Here is a 22,343-nt window from a genome sequence, read left to right as displayed (position 1 = left end):
AGGATAAATGATCATGACCAAACAAAAACCATCGCGCATCGCGCCCGTCGACCGCACTTCCGAGCCGCCGCTGCGCCGCACTGCGCTGGCCTTGCTGATCGCCGCCTGCTTCAATGCGGCCCACGCCAATCCGGTCCTGCCGCAAGTGGTGCATGGCCAGGCCACGTTCAACCAGCAGGGCAATCTGTTTACGATCACGAACACGCCCAACACCATTATCAACTGGCAGAGTTTTTCGGTGAACCAGGGCGAGATCACCCGGTTTGTCCAGCAAAACGCCGGCAGCAGTGTGCTCAATCGCATCACCGGTCAAGACCCCAGCAAGATCCTCGGCTCGCTGCAATCGAACGGCAAGGTATTCCTGATCAATCCGAATGGCGTGCTGTTCGGCCGTGATGCACGGGTCGACGTGGCCGGCCTGGTGGCGTCCAGCCTGGCGCTGTCGAACCAGGACTTCCTGGCCGGCAAGATGAATTTCAATGCCGGCGAGCAGGCCGGCGCCGTCCTCAACCAAGGCGCCATCCATGCCGGCAGCGGCGGGCAGATTCTGCTGATCGCGCCGAACGTGGAAAACAGCGGCATTATCACCGCGCCCAACGGCGACGTGCTGCTGGCCGCAGGCCACAGCGTGCAACTGGCCGATGCCGCCAACCCGGACCTGCGCGTGGTGCTGTCTGCCCCTGCGGACCGTGCCATCAATGTGGGCCAGATCGTGGCCCAGGGCGGACGCATCGGCATGGTCGGTGCGCTGCTGAACCAGCGTGGCGTGCTCAATGCCAATAGCGCGGTGCTTGGCGAGAACGGCAAGATCGTATTGAAAGCCACCGGCAAGGCGCTGCTGGAAAATGGCAGTGTCACTACCGCCACCAGCACGGCGGGCAAGGGGGGCGAGGTGACGGTGCTGGGCGACCAGGTCGGCATGCAGGGCGACGCCAGAGTGGATGTCAGCGGCGTCATGGGCGGTGGCACGGTGCTGCTGGGTGGCGACTACCAGGGCAAGAATCCGGCGATCAGCAATGCGCGCCAGGTGGCGATGGACAGCGGCGCCAGCATCAAGGCCGACGCGGTCGCCAACGGCGACGGCGGCAAGGTGATTGTATGGGGTGACCAGACGGCGCGCGTATTGGGCAGCATTTCGGCACGCGGCGGCGCGGCCTCGGGCAACGGCGGCCTGGTGGAAACCTCGGGCCATTACCTCGACATCAAGGGCATCCGTGTCGACACTGCCTCGTCGCGCGGCAAGCGCGGCAACTGGCTGATCGATCCCTATGATATCGATGTCGTGGCCGTCTACCCCGGTGAACTGGGCAGTTTCGATGACTTTGGCGACGCGCCGTCGACCGGTACCGCCAGCATTGGCGCGGACACCATTTCCAATGCCAGCAGTAATGTGACGCTGCAGGCGACGCACCAGATCAATTTCAACAGCGCCATCAATATGGCCAACCCGGGCGTCGGCCTGAGCGCGATAGCCGGCGAGAGCATCAATGTCAACTCGCCGATCACGACCTCGGCCGGCGCCGTTGTCCTGTCTGCCAATGACGCCACTGGCGGCACCTTCTACGGTTACGGCGCGAACCTGAACCTGAACGCGGCGATCAATACCAACGGCGGCAACGCCTATCTGTCGGGCGCCAGCGTGACGGGCGCCGGCACGGTCAATACCAAGGTCGGTTTCGGCGACCTGACCTTGCGCGCGAATAACGCCAACGGCGGCATCACCCTGACAAGCACCGATAGCAGCAGCAATCAGCTGACCGGAAATACGCTGCAGTTGCAAGCAGACAATATCACTTTTGGCCTCGGCCTCATCAGGGGCAATAACGTTACATTGACGCCGATGAGTCCGGGCCGGCAAATAACGCTGGGCGTTGTCGGCGCCAAGCCCGCCGACAGCCTGGGTTTGACCAATAACGAGTTGGGCCAGGTTATCGCCGGCACACTGACCATCGGCGGCAGCAATGCCGGCACCATCAATCAAACCGGTTCGCTCAGCATCAGCGACCACGTGACCAATCTGGTGTTGAATAGCGGCACAGGCATCAACCTCGACAGTTTTTTCACTGTGCTGCATAACCTGAAATTGAACGTTGGCGGCGGTGGTAACAGCAGTGACAATCTGATCACGTCCAGCAGCCCACTCATTGTGGGCGGCGAGTTTTTCCTTGAAGGCGGCAACTGGGTCCAGAATAACGCCAACCTGCCGGCATTTTCCGCCAGCGGTTTCAATATCGGCAGTGGTACCTTCCTGCGGGTCAAGGGCGGCAATGGCGATGTCGCGACGCCGTACCAGATCGCTGATGTGTATGGCCTGCAAGGCATCGCCACGCAAAGCTATAATAAAAACTATATTCTGGCGGCCAATATCGACGCCAGCGGCACCGCCAGCTGGACCCGGGAAGGCGTGCGCACCGGTTTCACACCGCTGTTCAAAGGCGACGATGCGGCGTATGAGGGCATTTTCGATGGCGCCGGTCACAGCATCAGCGGCTTGACCATCAACGGCGGCGCCAACCCCTCGTTCTTTGGCAGCGGCCTGTTCGCCAGGGTACAGGGTGGCACCATCCGCAACCTGGCCATGCTGGGTGGTAGCGTCACGGGCGGCAACAATGTCGGCGCCGTCGTCGGCAACAATGGCGGTACGATCAGCAACGTCAGCAGCAGCATGGCTGTTAGCGGCAACAGCAATGTCGGTGGCCTGGTTGGCAATAACGACGGCAACATCTCGCAAGCGTATGCCACCGGCGGCGTGGGCGGCGGCGCGAATGTGGGCGGCCTGGTCGGGCGCAACGGCGGTACGATTGAAGATGTGTATGCGACCGGCGCCATCGGCCTGGCCAGCAACAGCGACGAAACGCTTGCGCGCCAGAATCTGGGCGGCGTGATCGGCTGGAGCGTGGTGGGCAGCAGCGCCAGTCGGCTGTATTTCTCGGGCCATGTGTCGGGCAATGGTCTTGACTTCAATACGGTGGGCGCGGTGATCGGGCGCGCTGATTCGGGGGCGGTCGTGGAATATGCCTATTTCAATGGCGACACTGCCGGCACTCCTTTTGACCGGGGTGGTGCCAGTGGCCGCTCCACGGCGCAAATGCAGCAGCAAGCCCAGTTCGGAGGCTTCAATTTTGGCGAAAATGCCGTCTGGCGCATCTACGACGGCTATACCACGCCGATGCTGAAAGCCTTTTTGACACCGTTGGCGGTGAGTGCCAGCGGCGCGGCCAGCAAGGTCTATGATGGCGTGCTGGCCAATGCCGGCACGCTCAGCTATGTCGGCCTGACGAACGGCGATGTGGCCGCCAGCGGCACCGCCAGCTACGGCAATGCCGTGAATGTCGGCAATTATGCGTTGGGTGGGCTGTGGTCGACCAAATACGATATCACGTATGCAGGCACCACCACGCTGGCCATCACGCCGCGCGCGCTGAGCGTGATCCTGGGCGGTAGCAAAGTTTATGACGGCCAGGTAGGCTTTGCCAATGCGATCCTAAGCTTGGGTAACACGGTCAGTAACGACACCCTGGGCGTGACCGGCACGGCGCAATTTGTGGACAAAAATGCCGGCGCCGCCAAGCAGGTCAATCTCAGCGGCCTGGTTTTGAGCGGTAATGAGCTGGGCAATTACAGCCTGGCCGGGACCGCCACTGGTACGGCCGAGATCAGCCGCGCCAGCCTCAGCCTGGCCAGTGTCAGCGCCGCCAGCAAAGTCTACGATGGCAGTACCAGCGCCAGCCTCAGCGGCACCTTGGCCGGCGTGATCGGTGGCGACCAGGTCCAGTTGTCGGGCGCCTCGGCCAATTTCGCCGACAAGAACGTGGGCGCCAGCAAGGACGTCAACTACAGCGTGGGGGGCAGCAACCTGGGCGGCAGCGACGCGGGCAATTATGTACTCAATACAAGCTCCGGCAAGACCAGTGCCGGCATCACGGCGCGCACGCTCAATCTCGGCTTTACCGGCGTCAATAAAACTTACGATGGCGGCACAAATGCTGCCGTGACGGTCACCGATAATCGTGTGAGCGGTGATGTACTGACAACATCGGCAACCGGTGTGTTTGCTGACAAGAACGCTGGCAGCGGCAAGACGGTGACGGTACAGAACGCCAGCCTGTCCGGTCTTGACGCCGCCAATTATGTGCTGAGCTCGACCACCGGCGCCAGCAGCGCCACGATTAGCCAGCGCGAGCTGGCGCTGGGTTTCAATGCTGCAGGCAAGACCTATGACGGCAACACTGCCGCCACGGTCACCGTCACTGACAACCGTATCGCCGGTGACGTGCTGACGGCAACGGCCATCGGTGCATTTGCCGACAAGAATGCCGGCAGCAACAAGGCCGTAACGGTCCAGAACGCCAGCCTGTCCGGTACCGATGCAGCCAACTATGTACTGGCCTCGACCTCCGGTGCCACCAGCGCCACCATTACGCAACGTGCGCTGGCGTTGGGCTTTACGGCTGCCGGGAAGACCTATGACGGCAACACCGCCGCCACAGTCGCTGTCACCGACAACCGCGTGGCTGGTGACGTGCTGACGGCAACGGCCAGCGGCGCGTTTGCCGACAAGAATGCCGGCAGCAACAAGGCCGTAACGGTCCAGAACGCCAGCCTGTCCGGTACCGATGCGGCCAACTATGTGCTGGCATCGACCAGCGGCGCCGCCAGCGCCACCATCACGCAACGTGCGCTGGCGCTGGGTTTCAATGCTGCAGGCAAGACCTATGACGGCAATACCGCCGCCACGGTCGCGGTGACCGACAACCGTGTTGCTGGCGACATGCTGACAGCAACAGCGACTGGCGCGTTTGTCGACAAGAACGCCGGCGCCAACAAAGCTGTGACCGTGCAGAATGCCAGCCTGTCCGGTACCGATGCAGCCAACTATGTACTGGCCTCGACCACCGGCGCCACCAGCGCCACCATTACACAACGTGCGCTGGCGCTGGGTTTCAATGCTGCAGGCAAGACCTATGACGGCAATACCGCCGCCACGGTCGCGGTGACCGACAACCGCGTGGCTGGCGACATGCTGACAGCAACAGCGACTGGCGCGTTTGTCGACAAGAACGCCGGCGCCAACAAAGCTGTGACCGTGCGCAATGCCAGCCTGTCCGGTACCGATGCAGCCAACTATGTACTGGCCTCGACCACCGGCGCCACCAGCGCCACCATTACACAACGTGCGCTGGCTCTGGGTTTCACGGCTGCAGGCAAGACCTATGACGGCAATACCGCCGCCACAGTCGCTGTCACCGACAACCGCGTGGCTGGTGACGTGCTGACGGCAACGGCCAGCGGCGCATTTGCCGACAAGAATGCCGGCGCCAACAAGACCGTGACGGTGCAGAGCGCCAGCCTGTCCGGTACCGATGCTGCCAACTATACGCTGGCCTCGACCACCGGCGCCACCAGCGCCACCATTGTGCAACGTGCGCTGGCGCTGGGGTTTGCAGCAGCCGGTAAAACCTATGACGGCAATACCGCCGCCACGGTCGCCGTCACCGACAACCGTATTGCCGGCGACGTTCTGACGGCAACGGCGACAGGTGTATTTGCCGACAAAAATGCCGGCGCCAACAAGACCGTGACGGTGCAGAGCGCCAGCCTGTCCGGTACCGATGCTGCCAACTATACGCTGGCCTCGACCACCGGCGCCACCAGCGCCACCATTACGCAACGTACGCTGGCGCTGGGCTTTGCAGCAGCCGGCAAAACGTATGACGGCAGCACTGCCGCCACGGTCGCGGTGACCGACAACCGTATTGCCGGTGACGTCCTGACAACCACGGCTTCCGGCGCCTTTGCCGACAAGAACGCTGGTAGTAACAAAGTTGTAGCGGTGCAGAATGCGAGCCTGTCCGGCCTTGATGCGGGCAACTACATTTTGGCCACGACCAGTGGCACGGCAACGGCCAGCATCGCGCAGCGTACGCTGGACCTGGGCTATACGGGTGTCGACAAGGTGTATGACGGCGCGACCGGCGCGCAGGTGGCGATCAGCGATGACCGTATCGTTGGCGATGTGCTGAGCGCATCGGCCAGCGCGGCGTTTGTTGACAAGAACGCCGGCACCGGCAAGGCAGTCACGGTGGGTAATATCGCCCTGTCGGGCACGGACGCCGGCAATTACCGGCTGGCCGCTACCGGCGGCGTTACCAGCGCCAGCATTGCTCGCGCGGCGTTGACCCTGGCCAGCGTCAGTGCCAGCGACAAGATATATGACGGCACGCAAGTGGCCAGTGTCAGCGGCACGGTGGCGGGCGTGATCGGCCAGGATGCCGTCAGCCTGGCGGGCGGCAGCGGCACCTTTGCCGACCGCAACTTCGGCACAGGTAAAACCGTGGCAGTGGGCGGCTTCCAGCTGGCAGGGAGCGATGCCGGCAACTATGTATTGACTTCGAACAGCGGCGTGGCCCAGGCCAGCATTGCGCAGCGCGCCTTGTCGACCTGGATCGGTGCAAGCGGTGGCTTGTGGAGCGACGCTGCCAACTGGGAAGGGGGCGTGGCGCCTAGCGGGGCCAATGTGCTGGCGGCCGATTTCGCGGCCAGTACCGGCAACGTGGTGTACACGGCGGCGGCTGGCGATACCGTGCTCAACAGTTTGAACTCGCGCGGCGGCCTGAACCTCACCGGCGGCAGCTTGCTGCTCAACAATGTGCTGACGGTGGCCAACTATGCTCAGACCGGCGGCCTGCTCGGTGGGCAGGGCAATATGACGGTCAGCAACAGCTTCAGCCAGAGCGCAGGCGCCATCAATATCGGCGGCAACCTGGCCGTGAACCAGGCCGCCGGTGACCTGCGTTTCGCGGCATTGACCGCGAATACCATCCGCCTGAACGCTGCCGCCGGCGCCATCAGCCAGAGCGGCGCCGTGGTTGCCGGCAGCCTGGCCACGCAATCGCAAACCGGCACCGTGCTGAACGATACTGGCAACCGTGTCAGGAACTTCAGTGCCAGCAACAGCGGCGCCGGTGGCATTGCACTGACCAATACCAGTGCGCCTGCCGTGCTGGTGCTGGGAAGCGTGTCGACCGGTGCCGGCGATGTGCGCATCGAAAGCACGGGTGGCATCGAGAGCCATGCGATCAATGCCAGCAGCGGCAATGTGACGCTGATCGCGCATAGCCCCGTCAATGTGCAGGGTGTCGTCAACGGCAACGACGTCACCATTGACGCCAGCACGGACGTGGCCTTTGGTGACGGCGCACGCGTCAGTGCGGCGCGCGCCATTGCCGTGACGGCCGGTAACGGCGTCACCTTTGCCGGCGCTTCCGCGCTCGATACGCAGGCCGCTGGCAGCATCGCCGTGCTGGCGAAAAACGGCGACCTGACCGCCGCCGAAACGGTACGCATCAACAGCCGCGGCTCACCCGTCTCGCTGCTCGCACCGAACGGCCGTGTGACGGTGCCGGCCTCGGTGCTGGTTGCCCAGCCGGTGACGACGCCGGTGCTGCCGCCAAGCACCATCATCAGCGCCAGCAATACCTTGCCGGCGCTCAGCGAACAATACAACCCGCTCAACCAGTTCAATACGCCCAACAACGTGAGCACGCCACTGCTGGCGAGCGCGACCTCCAAAGAATCGACGAAGAAAGCCACAGATGACCCTCAAAATGGTATCAAAAAGACCTATTGCAACTAGGTCGATGCTGGCGGGCGCCATGCTGTGGCTGGTGCTGATGAGCATCAGCCTGCATGCGTTCGCCCAGGTGGCCGGCACGGTGACGCAGCTGAGTGGGCCGATGATGGCGAAAAAGGCCGATGGCAAGGTCAAGATACTGTCGCTGAAATCCGAGGTGGAATCGGGCGACACGCTTATTACCGAGAAGAACACCTATGCCCTGGTGAAATTCATCGACAACAGCGAGATCACGCTGAAGCCAAGCACCACCTTTGTGGTCGAACAGTTTGCCTACCAGGCCGACCAGCCTGACGGTGACCAGGCCTCGTTCAACCTGGTCAAGGGCGGGCTGCGCTCCCTGTCGGGCTTGCTGGGCAAGCGCAACAAGGAAAAGTTTTCCCTGAAAACGCCGGTCGCCACCATCGGCATCCGCGGCACCTATTTCATGGCCGAATATATCGGCGCCGGCGGCTCTGCTGCACCAGGCTCAACGCCGCCGAAAACGGCACTGCCGCAAGGGCCGGCGCTGGCGCCAGGGCTTTACACGTCGGTGACCAGTGGACAAATCGTGGTGAGCAATCCAGCCGGGGTGCTCGAGTTCGCCGCCGGGCAGTTCGGTTTTACGCCTAGCTTCAAGCAGCCGCCAGTCATGCTGCCGACCAATCCGGGCATGCAGTTTACGCTGCCGGTCGCGTTCGGTTCCGGCAACATCCCGACCGCCAGCAACAGCACGCCGGGCAAGTCGGACGGTATCGACTGCATAGTACGCTGATTTCCGCTTGACCTTCCCATCGTTGGAGGGCGCATCCTGTAGTCATACACTCTTGTCTACAGGATGCTCTCCATGCCGCCAGCTTCCCCTTATCTGCAGTCATTCACGGTCGAAGGCATGACCTGCGCCTCGTGCGCCGCCCGCGTTGAAAAGGCGCTGGCGGCCGTGCCGGGCGTAAGCAGCGCCAGCATCAACCTGGCCACCGATACTGCCAGGGTGGCGTCCAGCCAGCACCTTGCGCTGGCCACCTTGCAGGCGGCGGTGGACAAGGCCGGCTATGCCGTGGCCAGCACGCAGATCGACCTGTCGGTGGCCGACATGACGTGCGCCTCGTGCGTGGGCCGGGTGGAGAAGGCCTTGCTGAAAGTGCCCGGTGTGCTGGCCGCGAGCGTCAACCTGGCCACCGAAAGCGCGCGCGTGACGGTCAGCGGCGTGCAAGCCTCGACCCTGGTTGCGGCAGTCACCGCTGCCGGCTACCAGGCCAGCGTGCCAGTGCCAGCCGGCGGCGCAGCCAGTGCGCCAGCGCCATCGCCATCGCATGATGGGATCAAGGTGGTATTTGCCGGCCTGCTGGCCCTGCCGATGCTGCTGCCGATGCTGCTGGATTGGGGGGGCGTGCACTGGATGCTGCCTGGCTGGTGCCAGTTCGCCCTGGCCACGCCGGTGCAGTTTTACCTGGGCGCGCGCTTCTACAGGGCGGGCTGGAAGGCGCTCAGGGCGGGCAGCGGCAATATGGATCTGCTGGTGGCGCTCGGTACCAGCGCCGCGTATGGCTTGTCGGTCTATCAATGGCTGACGGCGGGCGACATGATGCCGCACCTGTATTTCGAGGCGTCGGCCGTGGTGATCACCCTGGTGCTGCTGGGAAAATGGCTGGAAGGGCGCGCCAAGCGCCAGACAGCCTCGGCGATCCGGGCCTTGCAAGTGCTGCGTCCCGCCACGGCGCGCGTGCGCCGCGACGCCCTCGAGGTCGATGTACCGGTAGAACTGGTCAGGCTGGGCGACCTGGTGGTGATACGGCCCGGCGAGCGGGTCGCCGTCGATGGCGTGGTGCTGGAAGGCGCCAGCCAGGTGAATGAGTCGCTGATTACTGGTGAAAGCCTGCCGGTCGACAAGCATGTGGGCGACCAGGTCACCGGTGGTGCCATCAATGGCGATGGCTTGTTGCTGGTGCGCACTGCTGCGGTGGGCGTGGATACCACCTTGTCGCGCATTATCCGCCTGGTGGAAGACGCGCAGGCCGCCAAGGCGCCGATCCAGCACCTGGTCGACAAGGTCAGCGCCATTTTTGTTCCCGTGGTGCTGGGCCTGGCGCTGCTGACCCTGCTGGGCTGGTGGCTGGCGAATGGCGACCTGGAAACCGCCATTATCAATGCTGTTGCCGTGCTGGTGATCGCCTGCCCATGTGCGCTGGGCCTGGCCACGCCGACCGCCATCATGGCCGGCACCGGCGTGGCGGCCCGTTACGGCATCCTGATCAAGGACGCCGAAGCGCTGGAAGTGGCGCATGGCGTCACCACGGTAGTGTTCGACAAGACGGGCACCCTGACGGCAGGCAGGCCGTCGCTGGCAGCACTGCATGCCCACGGCGTGACGCAAGAGCGCTTGCTGCAACTGGCGGCCAGCATACAGTCGGGTAGCGAACACAGCCTGGCCAAGGCCGTGCTGGAGGCGGCCATCGCGCGCGCCATCGTGGCCTTGCCGGCCAACGATTTGTCGGCCCTGCCGGGCCGCGGCCTGGCGGCGCAGGTCGATGGCCTGGCTTTGAGACTCGGCAGCACCCGGCTGATGCAGGAACAGGGCGTGGACCTGTCGGCACTGGCCTGCCAGGCGCAGGTGCTGGAAGCGGCCGGCAATACGATTTCCTGGCTGTCTTCCGGCAAGCAACTGCTGGGCCTGTTCGCTTTCAACGACCAGCCCAAGCCCGGCGCGCGCGAGGCGATTGCACGGCTGCATGCACTCGGTATCACGACCGTCATGCTGACTGGCGACAACCAGGGCAGTGCCGATGCGGTCGGCAAGCTGCTGGGCATCGGTACCGTGGCGGCCAAAATGCTGCCGGCCGATAAAACCGCTAGAATCATGGAACTGAAGGCGGCCGGTGCGAAGGTCGCCATGGTAGGCGACGGCATCAACGATGCGCCCGCGCTGGCGGCGGCCGATGTCGGCATCGCCATGTCGACCGGCACCGACGTGGCCATGCACGCGGCCGGCATCACGCTGATGCGCGGCGATCCGGCCCTGGTGGCAGACGCCATCGATATTTCGCGCCGCAGCTACAGCAAAATACGGCAGAACCTGTTCTGGGCGTTTATCTATAACCTGATCGGCATTCCGCTGGCCGCGTTCGGCTTGCTAAACCCCATGGTGGCCGGTGCGGCAATGGCGTTCAGCTCAGTCAGCGTGATCAGCAATGCGCTGTTGCTGCGGCGCTGGAAGGCCGGCAAGGCGCATCACAAAGAGGGATCATAATGAATATCGGCCAGGCGGCAAGCGAGACCGGGGTCTCGGCAAAAATGATACGCTACTACGAGAGCATTACGCTGTTGAAACCGAGCGCGCGCAGCGATGCCGGCTACCGCATCTACACGCCGCAGGACCTGCACGCGCTGCACTTTATCAAGCGTTCGCGCAACCTGGGCTTTTCGCTGGAACAGATACGCGAACTGCTGTCGCTGTGGCAGAACGACCAGCGCGCCAGCGCCGACGTGAAAACCATCGCGCTGGCTCATGTGGCGGACCTGAACCAGCGCATCGCCGAACTGACCGACATGCGCGATACCCTCAGTCAGCTGGCCGCTTCCTGCCACGGTGACGACCAGCCCGATTGCCCGATCCTGCAGAACCTGGGACTGTCGATGGCACAGGGTGGCGCAGCCCGCAAGACGTGCTGCGGCTGATGCAGTTGAGCTAGCCGAGCAGCAGCACCATCGGCAGGCAGCTCAGTGCCACGCCCAGCGACCCAAGCACGGCGCAGGCGGCGCTGGCCCAGTCCAGCATGCTGATTGCACTACCCGCATGCAGGCGGCGCAGCGCGCGCCAGCACAACACTGACAACAACGCCAGCGCCAGCAGCGAGGCGATCCCTACCGTCCACAACAGTGACAGCTTGCCGAAGCGCATTTGCTCGGCCGTAACGATATAGCAAAAGAAAAAATGCACGCCCCAGATCAGCAGCGGCAGCGACGGTTGCAGCAGATGACGGAGCAAATGGTCCTGTGCGCGCATTGAGGTTATCCTTAGCCCATCAGTGACGGCATCAGGTGCACGATGGCAATGCCGACGCTGCCTTGCAGGACCGTGCCGTGCCATAGCAGGCTGCAGTTGTCGAGCGTGGCGCGGTGGCTCGGCAGCAAGCGGTTGGCCCACGAACGCGCACACAGGAAGCCCGCCACCAGTGCCAGGATCACCACATGGAAACCTTGGTAGGCCAGCAAGGCTGCCACGGTGGCGGCCCAGGCGCTGGATGTCGGCGACAGGCCAGCCTGCGCCTGGCTGTACCACGCCATGCCGAAGCCGGCCACGGCCGAGGCCAGCGCCAGCAGCACGGCCAGGCGCAGCAGTCCCTGGCGATTGCTCGATTGCAAGCGCCGTGCCCATAACATCATGGCCGAACCCAGTATCAACAGCGCGCAGGCGGCCCAGGGCCATAGCGGCGCGGGTAATCTGGCGCCCGGCGGCGGACAGATCTGCAGCGCCATCGCGCTGTGGATATGCGCAAAGGCGAAGGCGGCAAAGATGCTGGCGTCGACCACCAGCATGATGATGGTGGCGCACCAGGAATGCGATGCAGGGCCGCTGATGCCGACCGGCAGCACCAGCGTATCCGATACCTGCGCGGTCGTCACGGGCGGGGTGCTGTCGGACTGCCACATCCAGGCAATGATTGCCACGATGGCGGCAATCCCGCAGCTCCAAGCCAGCAGCGTCTGCGCGATGGTCAACAGCAGGAAGAAGCCGGCCGTGCCCAGCGCGCCGATCAAAGGCCAGGCGCTGTCGCCGGGCAAGATTTGCAAGTACACCGGCCGCGCCTGTATCGGGCTGGTGATAATGGTTTCGCGCAAGCCTGTCACGGTGCCGGGCAACCAGTGCCGGCCGGCCACCACTTCTTCGGGCAGGTTTGGCTGATCCCACAGCGGGTGGCGCGAGCCTATATCGGGAATGCTGCGCACGGCATAGTCTTCCATCGGCAGCCATTCCAAGGTGGCGGCGCGCCACGGGTTGCCGTGCTCCTGCGGCGGTTTGCGCAGGGTGTGCACCAGGTCGATAAAGAACAGCACGATGCTCAGCGCCAGGATCAGGGCGCCGATGCTGGACGCCAGGTTCAAGTTGTTCCAGCCCATGTCGGCCGGATAGGTGTAGACGCGGCGCGGCATGCCCCACAAGCCTGTCAGGTGCATCGGGAAAAACGCCAGGTTGAAGCCGCCGAACATCAGGCCGAAGACCCAGCGCGCGCAGCGTTCGGACAGCCGGTGGCCATTGACCAGTGGCAGCCAGTAGTAAAAGCCGGCAAACATCGGAAACACCATCCCGCCGATCAGCACATAGTGCAAATGGGCCACGATAAAATAGCTGTCGTGCGCCTGCCAGTCGAACGGCAGCACGGCCACCATCACGCCCGTCAATCCCCCCAGCACGAAGATGAACATAAAGCCCAGCAAAAACAGCGTCGGTGCCTGGGCGGGCGAGGCTTTGCCGCGCCACAAGGTGGCGATCCAGGCAAACACCTGGACGGCGGTCGGTATCGCCACGGCCATGCTGGCAGCCGACACCAGGCTCATTTCCAGCAGGCCCAGGCCGGCCGTCAACATATGGTGGGCCCACAGCGCAAAGCTGAAAAACCCTACCGCCAGCAAGGCCGCGACGATCGAGCGGTGGCCGACCAGGGCAGTGCCGGCCAGCGTCGGTATCATGGTCGACACCATGCCGGCGGCCGGCAAAAAGATAATGTAGACCTCGGGATGGCCGAAGAACCAGAACAAGTGCTGCCACAGCAGCGGATCACCACCGCGCTCGACGATAAAGAAGGGCCAGTCGAACGCCCGCTCCATTTCCAGCAGGGTGGTGCCGGCAATCACGGCAGGAAACGCAAACACGATCATCACGCCGACCACCAGCATAGCCCAGGCATACACCGGCATTTTCGACAGGCTCATGCCCGGCGCGCGCGTGTACAGGATGCCGACGATCAGCTCAATGGCGCCGGCAATTGCCGAGATCTCGATAAAACCGATGCCCAGCAGCCAGAAATCGGCATTCAGGCCCGGCGAATATTGCTTGCCGGTAAGCGGTGGATACATGAACCAGCCGCCGTCGGGCGCCATGCCCCAGAACAGGCTGGTAAAGAACCCCAGGCCACCGACCGCATACGCCCAGAATGCATAGGCCGACAGGCGTGGAAACGGTAAATCGCGCGCACCGAGCATGCCGGGCAGCAAATAGACGGCGATCGCCTCGACCACGGGAATCGCGAACAAAAACATCATCACCGTGCCGTGCATGGTAAATATCTGGTTATAAGTGCCGGCCGACAAGAAATCATTTTCCGGCACTGCCAACTGCAGCCGTATCAACAGGCCCAGGATGCCGGCCAGCAAGAAAAACAGCATGGCCGTGCCGATATACAGCAGGCCGATATTGTTGTTATTGACGGTGGTAAAGAAGCGCCAGCCCGTGGGCGTGCGCCAGACTGCTTCCAGCCTGGCCAACTCGTCCGGTGGACGCGGCAGGGAGCTTGGCAATGCGGAGTAGGTCATTGCAACTGCTCCAGGTAAGCGGTGATGGCTGCCAGGGTAGGGCCGTCGAGGTCGCCGGCGGCCGGCATGCGCACACCCGGCTTGCTGGCATGCGGGTCGGCGATCCAGCCGGCCATGGCGCCGCGACTGTTGCGCAAGGTGCCGGCGCCCAGGTACAGGCGGCTGCCAATATGCGTCAGGTCCGGGCCCAGTGCGCCCTCGTCCGCCACGCCACGCACCGCGTGGCAGGCAACGCAGCGCCGGGCGATAAAGGCATCGCGGCCGCGCAGGGCCAGCGCGCCGGCCGGCGTGGCAGCAGGCCTGGATTGCGCGGACAGCCAGGCGGCGAATTCGTCAGGCGTCTGCACCACCACATGCAGCGCCATGCGCGCATGCTGTTCGCCGCAGTATTCGGCGCACTGGCCCCGATAGATGCCGGGCTGGTCGGCGCGCACCGTCATGCCATGCAGGCGCCCCGGCAGCATATCGACCTTGCCGGCCAGCGCTGGCACCCAGAAGCTGTGGATCACATCATCGCTGGACAGGCCCAGGTAGACGCGTTGCCCGGCCGGCAGCCGGATTTCATTGGCCAGCACGATGTCCGTCCCGCTGGCCGGGTCCGTATAGCGTACTTCCCACCACCACATTTTTGCGGTCACCGCGATCTTGATCGCATGCTGCGACGAGGGCCGCGTCAGGTGGGCGCTGCGCAAGGTGCTCCAGGCCAGGAGCGCCGTCAGCACCACCAGCGGCAGCAGCACGCCGCCGCCGACAAGCCAGCGCAGCGGCCGCAGCGGCGCGCCGGTTTTTTTCCGGCGCAGCGCCAGCGCCAGCAGCACCATCATGCCCAGCAGGATCACGCTGGCGCCGATGATCAGCAGCCACGACAGGTTGTGAATGATGGCCGCATCGGCCCCAGCCGGATGCAGTGCCGATTGCCGGAAATTTGTGGTCATGGCAAGCCATACAGGTAAGCCACCATGTCGCGCGCCTGTTCCGGCGACACGCCCATGGCAGGCATCAGGGTGCCTGGCTGCATGGCTTGCGGATCGACGATCCAGCGCACCAGGGTCTCGGGCTGGTTCGGAAACTGGCCAGCGATATAGCTTTGCCTGCCCAGGTTGGCCAGGCTGGGACCTATCTGGCTGCGCGCCGCTGGTACATTCGGAATCTGGTGGCAGGCGCCGCACTGGAACTGCGCCAGCAGGCGCTGGCCCCGTTCGGCGTTGCCGATGCTGGCAGGCGAGGCCGGTGGCGTTGGTGTCTCGCGGCTGTCGCAGGCGGTGGCAAGCAGTGCGCAGCCGAGCAGGCAGGCACGCCAGGCTGACGCCAGGGAAAACAGTGTCCGACAGTGGAGAAAGGGCTTGCGCACGATTGCTTCCTGCTGAAACCTGACCGATCTTTATAATACGACAAAGACATTGTTTCCTTGTTTTCAATAGAAACGTACTGTCGCCATGGAGCCGTCCCGATGACATCACGCCGCGCCACCATCATTCGCACCATCGCCGCCACCTTGCTGCTGTGCGCGGGCGCAGGTGCACTGGGAGGCTGGCTCGTGCTCAAAAGCGGCTGGTACAACATCGGCGCCACCAGACAGCACTGGCAGCCCGTGTACAGCCTGCTGGAGCAGGGCATGCACGAATCGGTGCGCCACTATGCCAGCGAGCTGAGGGTGCCCCCAGCCCTGGCCGGTGCAGCCGCCAGAGTGCAAGTGGTGGCAGGCGCCGGCCTGTACCGCCAGCACTGCGTGCAGTGCCATGGCGCACCTGGCGTGGCGCAGGCGCTGATCGGGCAAAGCATGCAACCCGTGCCAGGGCCGCTGGTGGACGCGGCCAGGCGCTGGCGCAACAACGAGTTGTACTGGATCACGCGGCACGGCATCAAGATGAGCGGCATGCCGGCCTGGGGCCATCATCTGGATGAAGAGCAACTGTGGGCGGTGGTAGCGTTCCTGGGCCAGTTGCCTAGGCTGTCGGCGCAGGACTATGCGCACCTGTCCGCCACAACGGCGCCATTGAAACTGCAGTCGCAGAGCACGCGTGGCCGCTCGACTGACCGGGCCACCAGCATCGAACGGGGCAAGCTGGCGCTGACGCAGTTCGCCTGCCGGGCCTGCCACATGATCCCCGGTATCACCGGCTCGGAGGTGTTTGTGGGGCCGCCGCTCGATAAATTGGCGCAGCGGCGCTACCTGGCCGGCCGTCTGGCCAATACTGACGCGCATCTGCAGCAATGGATACGCGATCCGCAAGCCGTGAAACCGCAGACGGCCATGCCGAACATGGGCGTGGGAGCCGAAGATGCGCGCGACATGGCGGCGTACCTGCTGAGCCTTGATTAATCCAGCTTTGCCAATCTTGAAAGGTCATCCATGAGCGCACCGTATCTGCTGTACTACTGGCCCACCATCCAGGGGCGTGGCGAATTCGTTCGCCTTGCGCTGGAAGAGGCCGGTGCCGACTACCAGGACGTGGCGCGCCTGCCCGAGCGCAAGGGAAAGCAGCAGGGCATGCCCGCGATGCTGGCCTGCCTTGATGGCGACGCCACGCCGCAGGCGGCGTATGCGCCGCCCGTGCTTGGCCATGGTGATTTGCTGCTGGCGCAGACGCCGAATATTCTGTTTTATCTGGGCAGGCAACTGGGCCTGGCGCCGCGTGCCGAGGCGGGCCGGCTGTGGCTGAACCAGTTGCAGCTGACCATAGCCGACTGGCTGACGGAAGTGCACGACACGCATCATCCGCTGTCCATGGGCCAGTATTATGAAGACCAGGCGGCGGCCGCTGCCTTGCGTGCAAGGGACTTTCGCGACACGCGCTTGCCGAAATTCCTCGATTATTTCAACCAGGTGCTGGCCAACAACCGCAGCCGGGGCAGCTTCCTGGTGGGGGCAAAACTGACGTATGGCGATCTGTCGCTGTTCCAGATGATCGCCGGGCTGCATTATGCGTTTCCGCAGGCAATGGAAAGGCTGGCGCCGCGCTACCAGGCGCTGTCCGACCTGCACCACAGCGTGGCGGCACGGCCGAACATTGCCCGCTACCTCAAGTCGAAGCGGCGCCTGCCGTTCAGCCAGGAAGGCATCTTCCGGCATTATCCGGAACTCGATGGCTGAGCTGCCGCACCGTGTGGCTATTGTGCTTGTGCGCTGGTTACCGGATAACCAGCATCCACGATGGCTGCGCTGATCGCTTCGAGCGCCTTGTCGGTGCCGACCCTGACGCTTTTTTCTTCCAGTTCGATCTGCACTTGTGCCTGCGGGTCGACCGACTGCACGGCCTTGGTGACGGCGCTGACGCAATGGTTGCAGGTCATGTTTTCAACTTGTAACTGGTACATGGCGATTCCTCCTCAATGGTTGACTGCACCACTATAAGCCTTGCTGCCATGGGAAGGTCAAGCGGCGCACGAACCGTGCGGCGCCTGGTGCCGCTCAGGTCAGCATGAAGTTTTCCGGCTGCATCGGCGGCGGAGCCTGTTCATCCTGCAGCGACTCGCGCAGGTTGATTTCGATGGTGCGGCAGATGGCCGACAGCGGCAGGTCGTTGGCGTCTTCGCCGAACGGCTCTTCGATCTCGTCACCGAGCGCGTCGAGGCCAAAAAAGGTGTAGGCGACGATGGCCACCACGAACGGCGTCATGAAACCGAGCGAGTCGACCAGGCCGAACGGCAGCAGGAAACAATACAGATAGGCCGTGCGGTGCAGCAGCAGCGAGTACGAAAACGGAATCGGCGTGCCGCGGATGCGTTCGCACGAGGCGCCCGCGCCGACCATGGCCGAGATCGAATTGTCGAGCTGTGCGGCCAGGATGGTGTCGATGCGTTTTTCACGCACGCAGGTGGCCAGGTCTTGGCCCATCTGCTGCATCAGGTAGTCGGACGGGTTCGACGACTTGCAGGCCAGTACCCATTCGCCGGGCCGCAGCAGCGGTTGCAGGTCGGCCGCACCTGTCGAATCGCGCAACTGATGGCGCAGCGCATGGCAAAACGCGATGGTGCGGCAGACCATGCGCACGCGCACATCGTCGAGTCCGAGTTTCGCATGGGCCACCGTATCACTGCTGATCATGCTCTGGCACTGGCGCGAAAAATTGCGGCTGCGCAGCACCAGTTCGCCCCACAGCTTGCGCCCTTCCCAGTAGCGGTCATAGGCAGCCGTGTTGCGAAAACCGAGGAAGATCGCCAGCGGCAGGCCGATCAGCGTAAACGGAATTGTGGTGAGGATCACCTTATGGTCGAACAGCGTACCGTGGCACCAGGTGACCAGGGTGGCGATCAGGGTATTGACGATCAGGGTGACGCGAATGCGCGGCAAAATCGAACCACGCACGATCAGGAACAGCCGTAGCGCCGAAGGGCGCTCGCGCACGATCATGGCGTGCTCCCGGACATGGTGGACAGTGTGGAAAAGTATTGCGAACAACAAGCCCGCAAGGAGTGCGGGCTGGGAACGGTAAGCATGGGTGCCAGTGGTGAGGAGACGGCGCGAGTATAGGCCGCCAGGCAGCCTGGCGGCCAATTCAGAATCGCCATGGCAGTTATTTACTTTATGAATGTATGCTTTATAAATATGTGAACTAATGCTGTTTTTTCTTTTTTTCGCGTGGCCAGTCGCAACAATCGATCAGGTCGCTCCCATCGCAGGAACAGGCCGCACAATCGGCAGATGGCAGGTCACAGTCGCAATAGCCTGCCTGCGCCTGGTGGCGTGCCGTATGGCAGCGTGTGGCAGGCGCTGCCGCACGATGTGCTTGCAAATGCTGGCTGCAGGCGCGGGTGCGGCGTCGCAGCAGCGCCAGGCCGCGCAGCAGGCCAAAGCGCGCGATCACCCGATAGCCATAGGCCGAACAGTTGTCGCGACCCGTCAGCACGCGGAAGGCGCACGCATATCCCTTCAGCGGCGACAGGTAGAGCTGGTAAGCGCGAATGGCCAGCAGGGCAGGGTAGTGGAAAATGATGGCGCTCCCATGCATTTAAAACAGGCAGCATACGTCCAGTCCTGCTTTTGGGCAAATATCTGATGCCGCCACTATGTACGTCTGCGAACAGTGTGTTGCGGCGATGTAGTGCATACTGAAAAAGTACCCACGCAATCGCGAGGCGTCATGAAAAAGGAAAACAGATGAGCTATCAGACCACGAATCCGTACAGCGAACAGATCGAACAAACCTTCACGCCGCACAGCGACGCACAAATGGAAACCATCCTGGCCCAGGCAGCCACCACCTTCGAGAGCGACTGGCGCCAGCGCAGCTTCGCCGAGCGCAAGGCAGTGGTCAAGAAAGCGGCCATGCTGTTGAAAGAGCAGCGCGATGATTTTGCCAAACTGATTACCCTGGAAATGGGCAAGCTGTTCAAGGAAGCGCAGCAGGAAGTGTCCCTGTGCGTGCAAATCCTTGATTACTATGCCGAGAATGGCGAGCAGTTCCTGGCGCCGAAACAACTCGACGTCAAGCGCGGCGAAGCCAGCGTTGAAATCGCGCCGTTGGGCGTGATCTTCTGTGTCGAACCGTGGAATTTCCCCTACTACCAGTTGGCCCGTGTGGCCGGCCCGAACCTGATGGCCGGCAATACCCTGGTCGTCAAGCATGCGTCGAACGTGCCGCAATGCGCGCTGGCGTTTGAAAAACTGTTCACGGACGCCGGCGCCCCTGCCGGCGCCTATACCAACGCTTTCTTCTCCAGCGAGCAGGTGGCCACTGCGATTGCCGACCCGCGCGTGCAGGGCGTGGCCCTGACCGGCAGCGAACGTGCCGGCGCCTCGGTTGCCGCTACCGCCGGCAAGGCCTTGAAAAAGACCACCATGGAACTGGGCGGCAGCGACGCCTTTATCGTGCTGGGCGACGCCGACATGGACCTGGCCGTGAAGCTGGCCGTGATCGGCCGCATGCAGAACTCTGGCCAGGTCTGCGACGGCTCGAAACGTTTTATCCTGGTCGACAGCATTGCCGACACCTTTGTCGAACGCTTCCAGGCCGAACTGGCCAAGCTGCAGGCGGGCGATCCGATGGACGCGGCTACAGCCGTGGCGCCGCTGTCGAGCAAGGCGGCGCTGGAACTGGCAGTCAAGCAAGTGGGCCAGGCCGTCGAAGGCGGTGCGAAAGTGCTGCTGGGCGGCAAGCGCATGGAGCGCACCGGTTACTTCATGGAGCCGACCATCCTCACCGATGTGAAGCCGGACAATCCGGTCTACTACCAGGAGTTCTTTGCGCCGGTCGCCATGATCTTCCGCGTCAAGGATGAAAACGAGGCGATCAAGCTGGCCAACGACTCGCCATTTGGCCTGGGCGGCACCATCGTTACGGCCGATATCGCACGCGCCAAGAAACTGGCCAGCCAGATCGACACCGGCATGGTCTTTATCAACTCGCCTGCCGTCACGGCGCCTGATTTGCCGTTTGGCGGCGTCAAGAACTCCGGCTACGGCCGCGAACTGTCGGACCTGGGCATTATGGAGTTCGTCAACCGCAAGCTGGTGCTGGTGGGCTAAGTAACAAGTCGTGGCAAGGCCACTGGCCTTACCACGATCCGGACGCTCCGCCACCGCCGGAGCGTCCGCCACTACCTGAGGTGCCACTTGTGCTGCTTCCCGACGAACTGCTGCCTGACGAGTCGCTGTCACTGTCACTATCACTGCGGCGCCCGTCATCACGTTCACGCTTGCGCTGCGGGCCGCCGCGTGCAAATCCCATTGCAAACAGATACACCTTGAGCCACGCCAGCAGCTTGTGCCGTGCCTTGGGCAAGTGATACCTGCGCACATTCGCGGCCACCATTTTCCAGCGCAGCAGCAGCCACGCCAGCACCAGCACGGCGGCGCCGGCCCAGGCCGCGGCACGGCTGTCTCCCTTCGCCAGCATCACGACGGCAACGGCCACGGCAATGCTTGCCAGCAGACCAAATACACCGGCAAACAGCGACATGCCCAACGCAAACAGCGCCAGACAGCCGAAGATGCCGAGCACTATCCATTTTGCCGCACCGGAAATTTCCTTCTCTTCAGCTTTTGCGGCGGCCGCCTGAGCCGGTAATGGCTGGCCCCCTATCACGGCCAGCATAGCCTCGACGCCATCGGCCACGCCGCCCTCGATATCGCCCTGTCTGAACTTTGGCGTAATCACCTCACGCACGATGCGCGCGCTTTGCAGGTCGGTCAGCTTGCCTTCCAGTCCATAGCCCGCTTCGATGCGCATGGTCTTGTCGCCGGTGGCGATCACCAGCAGTGCACCATCGTCCTGGCCCTTGCGGCCCGGCTGCCATTGCTCGAACACGGCCAACGCGTACGCTTCGATCGAGTTTCCGGTGCCGGTCGATGGCACGGTCAGCACGAACACCTGGTGCCCGGTCTGCGCTTCGAAGGCCTTGAGTTGCGCATCGATGGCCGGGCCGCGTGCGGCCAACACGCCGGCCACGTCATTCACGTGCGACTGCAGGGGCGGCACCGTGATGGCGGCCTGTGCCAGCGTGCAGCACAGTTGCAGCAGGCAAATCAAGACCAGCCCAGCCAAGCCAGGCCAGGTTGCATGGCGTGTCAGCCGCGGCGCGCTCATGGCTGGCTCCAGCAAAAAAATCCGAACGCCACCAGCCAGGCCAGCGTGACTGCCAGCCCCGGCAGCAGCAGCCATTTCGCCACCGTCTCTTCCCACGCCACATAAGGTTTGCCGCCACGCGCCAGCGCCAGCAGCGCCTGGCCACCGTTCAGTCCGCCAAACGGCAGCAAGTTGAACGCGCACAGTTTCACACTCACGAGGGCGAACAACAACACAAAGCCATGCGTAGCGGCAAACGAGGCTCCATCGGCCAGCAGCAGCTGCGCCATGTGCAAAGGCGCCAGCGCGCCCGAGATAATCTGCGCAAAAGCGCCCGTAAAACTGGGCCAGCCCTGCGCGCCCAGCAAGCCCAGCGCCAGTATCAAGGGCACCGCCACGCCACTGAGCAACACGGCGAGCTGCTGCCACAGCGGCCGCTCGTTGTAGATGTCGCCGCCAGATTCGTCATCGTAAATCTGTTGTTCGCGCGTATCTTTCAGCACCACGCTGCCGGCAAATGGCAGCAGCCTGATCTGCGCCTTTCCGATTGAAAGCACGGTGGGGCCCACGCCATAAGCGATGCGGCGAATAGTGATGCCGAAAGCACGGGCGCACAGAGCCATCACGGAAACGTGGATCAGCATGAACAGGAAGGTGGCAAGCAGGAATTGGAAGACTGGGTGCATTGCAGG

16 protein-coding genes are annotated in these 22,343 nt (G+C 63.3%); 7 read left to right on the top strand and 9 right to left on the bottom strand.

The window, feature by feature from the left end; all coding sequences use genetic code 11:
* The first annotated feature begins 13 nt into the window (after window positions 1–13).
* From ACQ4WM_RS05070 to cueR, 4 genes are all read left to right on the top strand, one after another.
* Window positions 14–7,636 carry a YDG domain-containing protein gene (locus ACQ4WM_RS05070; protein WP_436545593.1) on the top strand — a complete coding sequence of 2,541 codons (7,623 nt, stop codon included), beginning with the start codon at window positions 14–16 and terminating at the stop codon, window positions 7,634–7,636.
* Between the two features lie 19 nt (window positions 7,637–7,655).
* Window positions 7,656–8,387, top strand: coding sequence for a FecR family protein (locus ACQ4WM_RS05065; protein WP_436545592.1), 732 nt, complete (start codon window positions 7,656–7,658; stop codon window positions 8,385–8,387).
* 72 nt (window positions 8,388–8,459) lie between these two features.
* Window positions 8,460–10,859, top strand: coding sequence for a heavy metal translocating P-type ATPase (locus tag ACQ4WM_RS05060; protein WP_436545591.1), 2,400 nt, complete (start codon window positions 8,460–8,462; stop codon window positions 10,857–10,859).
* Window positions 10,859–11,287: a Cu(I)-responsive transcriptional regulator gene (gene cueR, locus ACQ4WM_RS05055; protein WP_436545590.1), complete on the top strand. Its 429-nt coding sequence runs from the start codon at window positions 10,859–10,861 to the stop codon at window positions 11,285–11,287. Before ACQ4WM_RS05060 ends, cueR begins: the two co-directional genes overlap by 1 nt.
* A gap of 10 nt (window positions 11,288–11,297) precedes the next feature.
* On the opposite strand, the gene ACQ4WM_RS05050 is transcribed toward cueR, so the two are convergent.
* The 4 genes from ACQ4WM_RS05050 to ACQ4WM_RS05035 are packed head-to-tail and all read right to left on the bottom strand — an operon-like array spanning window position 11,298 to window position 15,494.
* Entirely contained in the window at window positions 11,298–11,615 is a 318-nt protein-coding gene (locus ACQ4WM_RS05050) for a hypothetical protein (protein ID WP_436545589.1), read from the bottom strand.
* Window positions 11,616–11,626: 11 nt separating this feature from the next.
* Window positions 11,627–14,143, bottom strand: coding sequence for a cbb3-type cytochrome c oxidase subunit I (locus ACQ4WM_RS05045; protein WP_436545588.1), 2,517 nt, complete (start codon window positions 14,141–14,143; stop codon window positions 11,627–11,629).
* Entirely contained in the window at window positions 14,140–15,078 is a 939-nt protein-coding gene (gene coxB / locus ACQ4WM_RS05040; RefSeq protein WP_436545587.1) for a cytochrome c oxidase subunit II, read from the bottom strand. The genes ACQ4WM_RS05045 and coxB overlap by 4 nt, the downstream gene beginning before the upstream one ends.
* Window positions 15,075–15,494, bottom strand: a complete 420-nt coding sequence (locus ACQ4WM_RS05035; protein ID WP_436545586.1) for a c-type cytochrome — start codon at window positions 15,492–15,494, stop codon at window positions 15,075–15,077. Before ACQ4WM_RS05035 ends, coxB begins: the two co-directional genes overlap by 4 nt.
* Window positions 15,495–15,593: 99 nt before the next feature.
* Here ACQ4WM_RS05035 and ACQ4WM_RS05030 point away from each other — a divergent pair, with 99 nt between their 5' ends.
* A complete protein-coding gene (locus tag ACQ4WM_RS05030) occupies window positions 15,594–16,466 on the top strand; it encodes a c-type cytochrome (protein ID WP_436545585.1) in 873 nt (290 codons plus the stop codon).
* A 30-nt stretch (window positions 16,467–16,496) separates the two neighbouring features.
* The gene (locus ACQ4WM_RS05025) at window positions 16,497–17,237 is read left to right on the top strand and encodes a glutathione S-transferase (RefSeq protein ID WP_436545584.1); all 741 of its coding nucleotides are present in this window, start codon (window positions 16,497–16,499) and stop codon (window positions 17,235–17,237) included.
* A gap of 17 nt (window positions 17,238–17,254) precedes the next feature.
* Here the strand turns inward: ACQ4WM_RS05025 and ACQ4WM_RS05020 are convergent, their stop codons facing one another.
* The 3 genes from ACQ4WM_RS05020 to yidD all read right to left on the bottom strand — a co-directional run bounded on the left by ACQ4WM_RS05020 (window position 17,255) and on the right by yidD (window position 19,095).
* Window positions 17,255–17,461 carry a heavy-metal-associated domain-containing protein gene (locus ACQ4WM_RS05020; RefSeq protein ID WP_436545583.1) on the bottom strand — a complete coding sequence of 69 codons (207 nt, stop codon included), beginning with the start codon at window positions 17,459–17,461 and terminating at the stop codon, window positions 17,255–17,257.
* Window positions 17,462–17,555: 94 nt separating this feature from the next.
* Complete coding sequence (locus tag ACQ4WM_RS05015; protein WP_436545582.1) at window positions 17,556–18,497, bottom strand: bestrophin family protein; 942 nt, start codon at window positions 18,495–18,497, stop codon at window positions 17,556–17,558.
* A 202-nt stretch (window positions 18,498–18,699) separates the two neighbouring features.
* Entirely contained in the window at window positions 18,700–19,095 is a 396-nt protein-coding gene (yidD, locus tag ACQ4WM_RS05010; RefSeq protein ID WP_436545581.1) for a membrane protein insertion efficiency factor YidD, read from the bottom strand.
* 149 nt (window positions 19,096–19,244) lie between these two features.
* On the opposite strand from yidD, the gene ACQ4WM_RS05005 reads away from it, so the two are divergent.
* Complete coding sequence (locus tag ACQ4WM_RS05005; protein WP_436545580.1) at window positions 19,245–20,612, top strand: NAD-dependent succinate-semialdehyde dehydrogenase; 1,368 nt, start codon at window positions 19,245–19,247, stop codon at window positions 20,610–20,612.
* A 28-nt stretch (window positions 20,613–20,640) separates the two neighbouring features.
* On the opposite strand, the gene ACQ4WM_RS05000 is transcribed toward ACQ4WM_RS05005, so the two are convergent.
* Window positions 20,641–21,672, bottom strand: coding sequence for a TPM domain-containing protein (locus tag ACQ4WM_RS05000; protein WP_436545579.1), 1,032 nt, complete (start codon window positions 21,670–21,672; stop codon window positions 20,641–20,643).
* The gene (locus ACQ4WM_RS04995) at window positions 21,669–22,337 is read right to left on the bottom strand and encodes a site-2 protease family protein (RefSeq protein ID WP_436545578.1); all 669 of its coding nucleotides are present in this window, start codon (window positions 22,335–22,337) and stop codon (window positions 21,669–21,671) included. The genes ACQ4WM_RS05000 and ACQ4WM_RS04995 overlap by 4 nt, the downstream gene beginning before the upstream one ends.
* Window positions 22,338–22,343 lie beyond the last annotated feature (6 nt).

It is taken from the genome of Janthinobacterium longum (assembly GCF_051380735.1).
GTDB lineage: Bacteria > Pseudomonadota > Gammaproteobacteria > Burkholderiales > Burkholderiaceae_D > Janthinobacterium.
The sequence above is the reverse complement of the archived record's forward strand: the minus strand, read 5'-3'. Positions and strand labels throughout refer to the sequence as shown.

Excerpts from the sequence above, each read along its gene's own strand:
- ACQ4WM_RS05025 (WP_436545584.1), top strand. The coding sequence starts at position 16,497 with ATGAGCGCACCGTATCTGCTGTACTACTGGCCCACCATCCAGGGGCGT.
- cueR (WP_436545590.1), top strand. The coding sequence starts at position 10,859 with ATGAATATCGGCCAGGCGGCAAGCGAGACCGGGGTCTCGGCAAAAATG.
- ACQ4WM_RS05005 (WP_436545580.1), top strand. The coding sequence starts at position 19,245 with ATGAGCTATCAGACCACGAATCCGTACAGCGAACAGATCGAACAAACC.
- ACQ4WM_RS05020 (WP_436545583.1), bottom strand. The coding sequence starts at position 17,461 with ATGTACCAGTTACAAGTTGAAAACATGACCTGCAACCATTGCGTCAGC.
- yidD (WP_436545581.1), bottom strand. The coding sequence starts at position 19,095 with ATGCATGGGAGCGCCATCATTTTCCACTACCCTGCCCTGCTGGCCATT.
- ACQ4WM_RS05015 (WP_436545582.1), bottom strand. The coding sequence starts at position 18,497 with ATGATCGTGCGCGAGCGCCCTTCGGCGCTACGGCTGTTCCTGATCGTG.
- ACQ4WM_RS05065 (WP_436545592.1), top strand. The coding sequence starts at position 7,656 with ATGCTGTGGCTGGTGCTGATGAGCATCAGCCTGCATGCGTTCGCCCAG.
- ACQ4WM_RS05030 (WP_436545585.1), top strand. The coding sequence starts at position 15,594 with ATGACATCACGCCGCGCCACCATCATTCGCACCATCGCCGCCACCTTG.
- ACQ4WM_RS04995 (WP_436545578.1), bottom strand. The coding sequence starts at position 22,337 with ATGCACCCAGTCTTCCAATTCCTGCTTGCCACCTTCCTGTTCATGCTG.
- ACQ4WM_RS05045 (WP_436545588.1), bottom strand. The coding sequence starts at position 14,143 with ATGACCTACTCCGCATTGCCAAGCTCCCTGCCGCGTCCACCGGACGAG.
- coxB (WP_436545587.1), bottom strand. The coding sequence starts at position 15,078 with ATGACCACAAATTTCCGGCAATCGGCACTGCATCCGGCTGGGGCCGAT.
- ACQ4WM_RS05060 (WP_436545591.1), top strand. The coding sequence starts at position 8,460 with ATGCCGCCAGCTTCCCCTTATCTGCAGTCATTCACGGTCGAAGGCATG.
- ACQ4WM_RS05070 (WP_436545593.1), top strand. The coding sequence starts at position 14 with ATGACCAAACAAAAACCATCGCGCATCGCGCCCGTCGACCGCACTTCC.
- ACQ4WM_RS05050 (WP_436545589.1), bottom strand. The coding sequence starts at position 11,615 with ATGCGCGCACAGGACCATTTGCTCCGTCATCTGCTGCAACCGTCGCTG.
- ACQ4WM_RS05000 (WP_436545579.1), bottom strand. The coding sequence starts at position 21,672 with ATGAGCGCGCCGCGGCTGACACGCCATGCAACCTGGCCTGGCTTGGCT.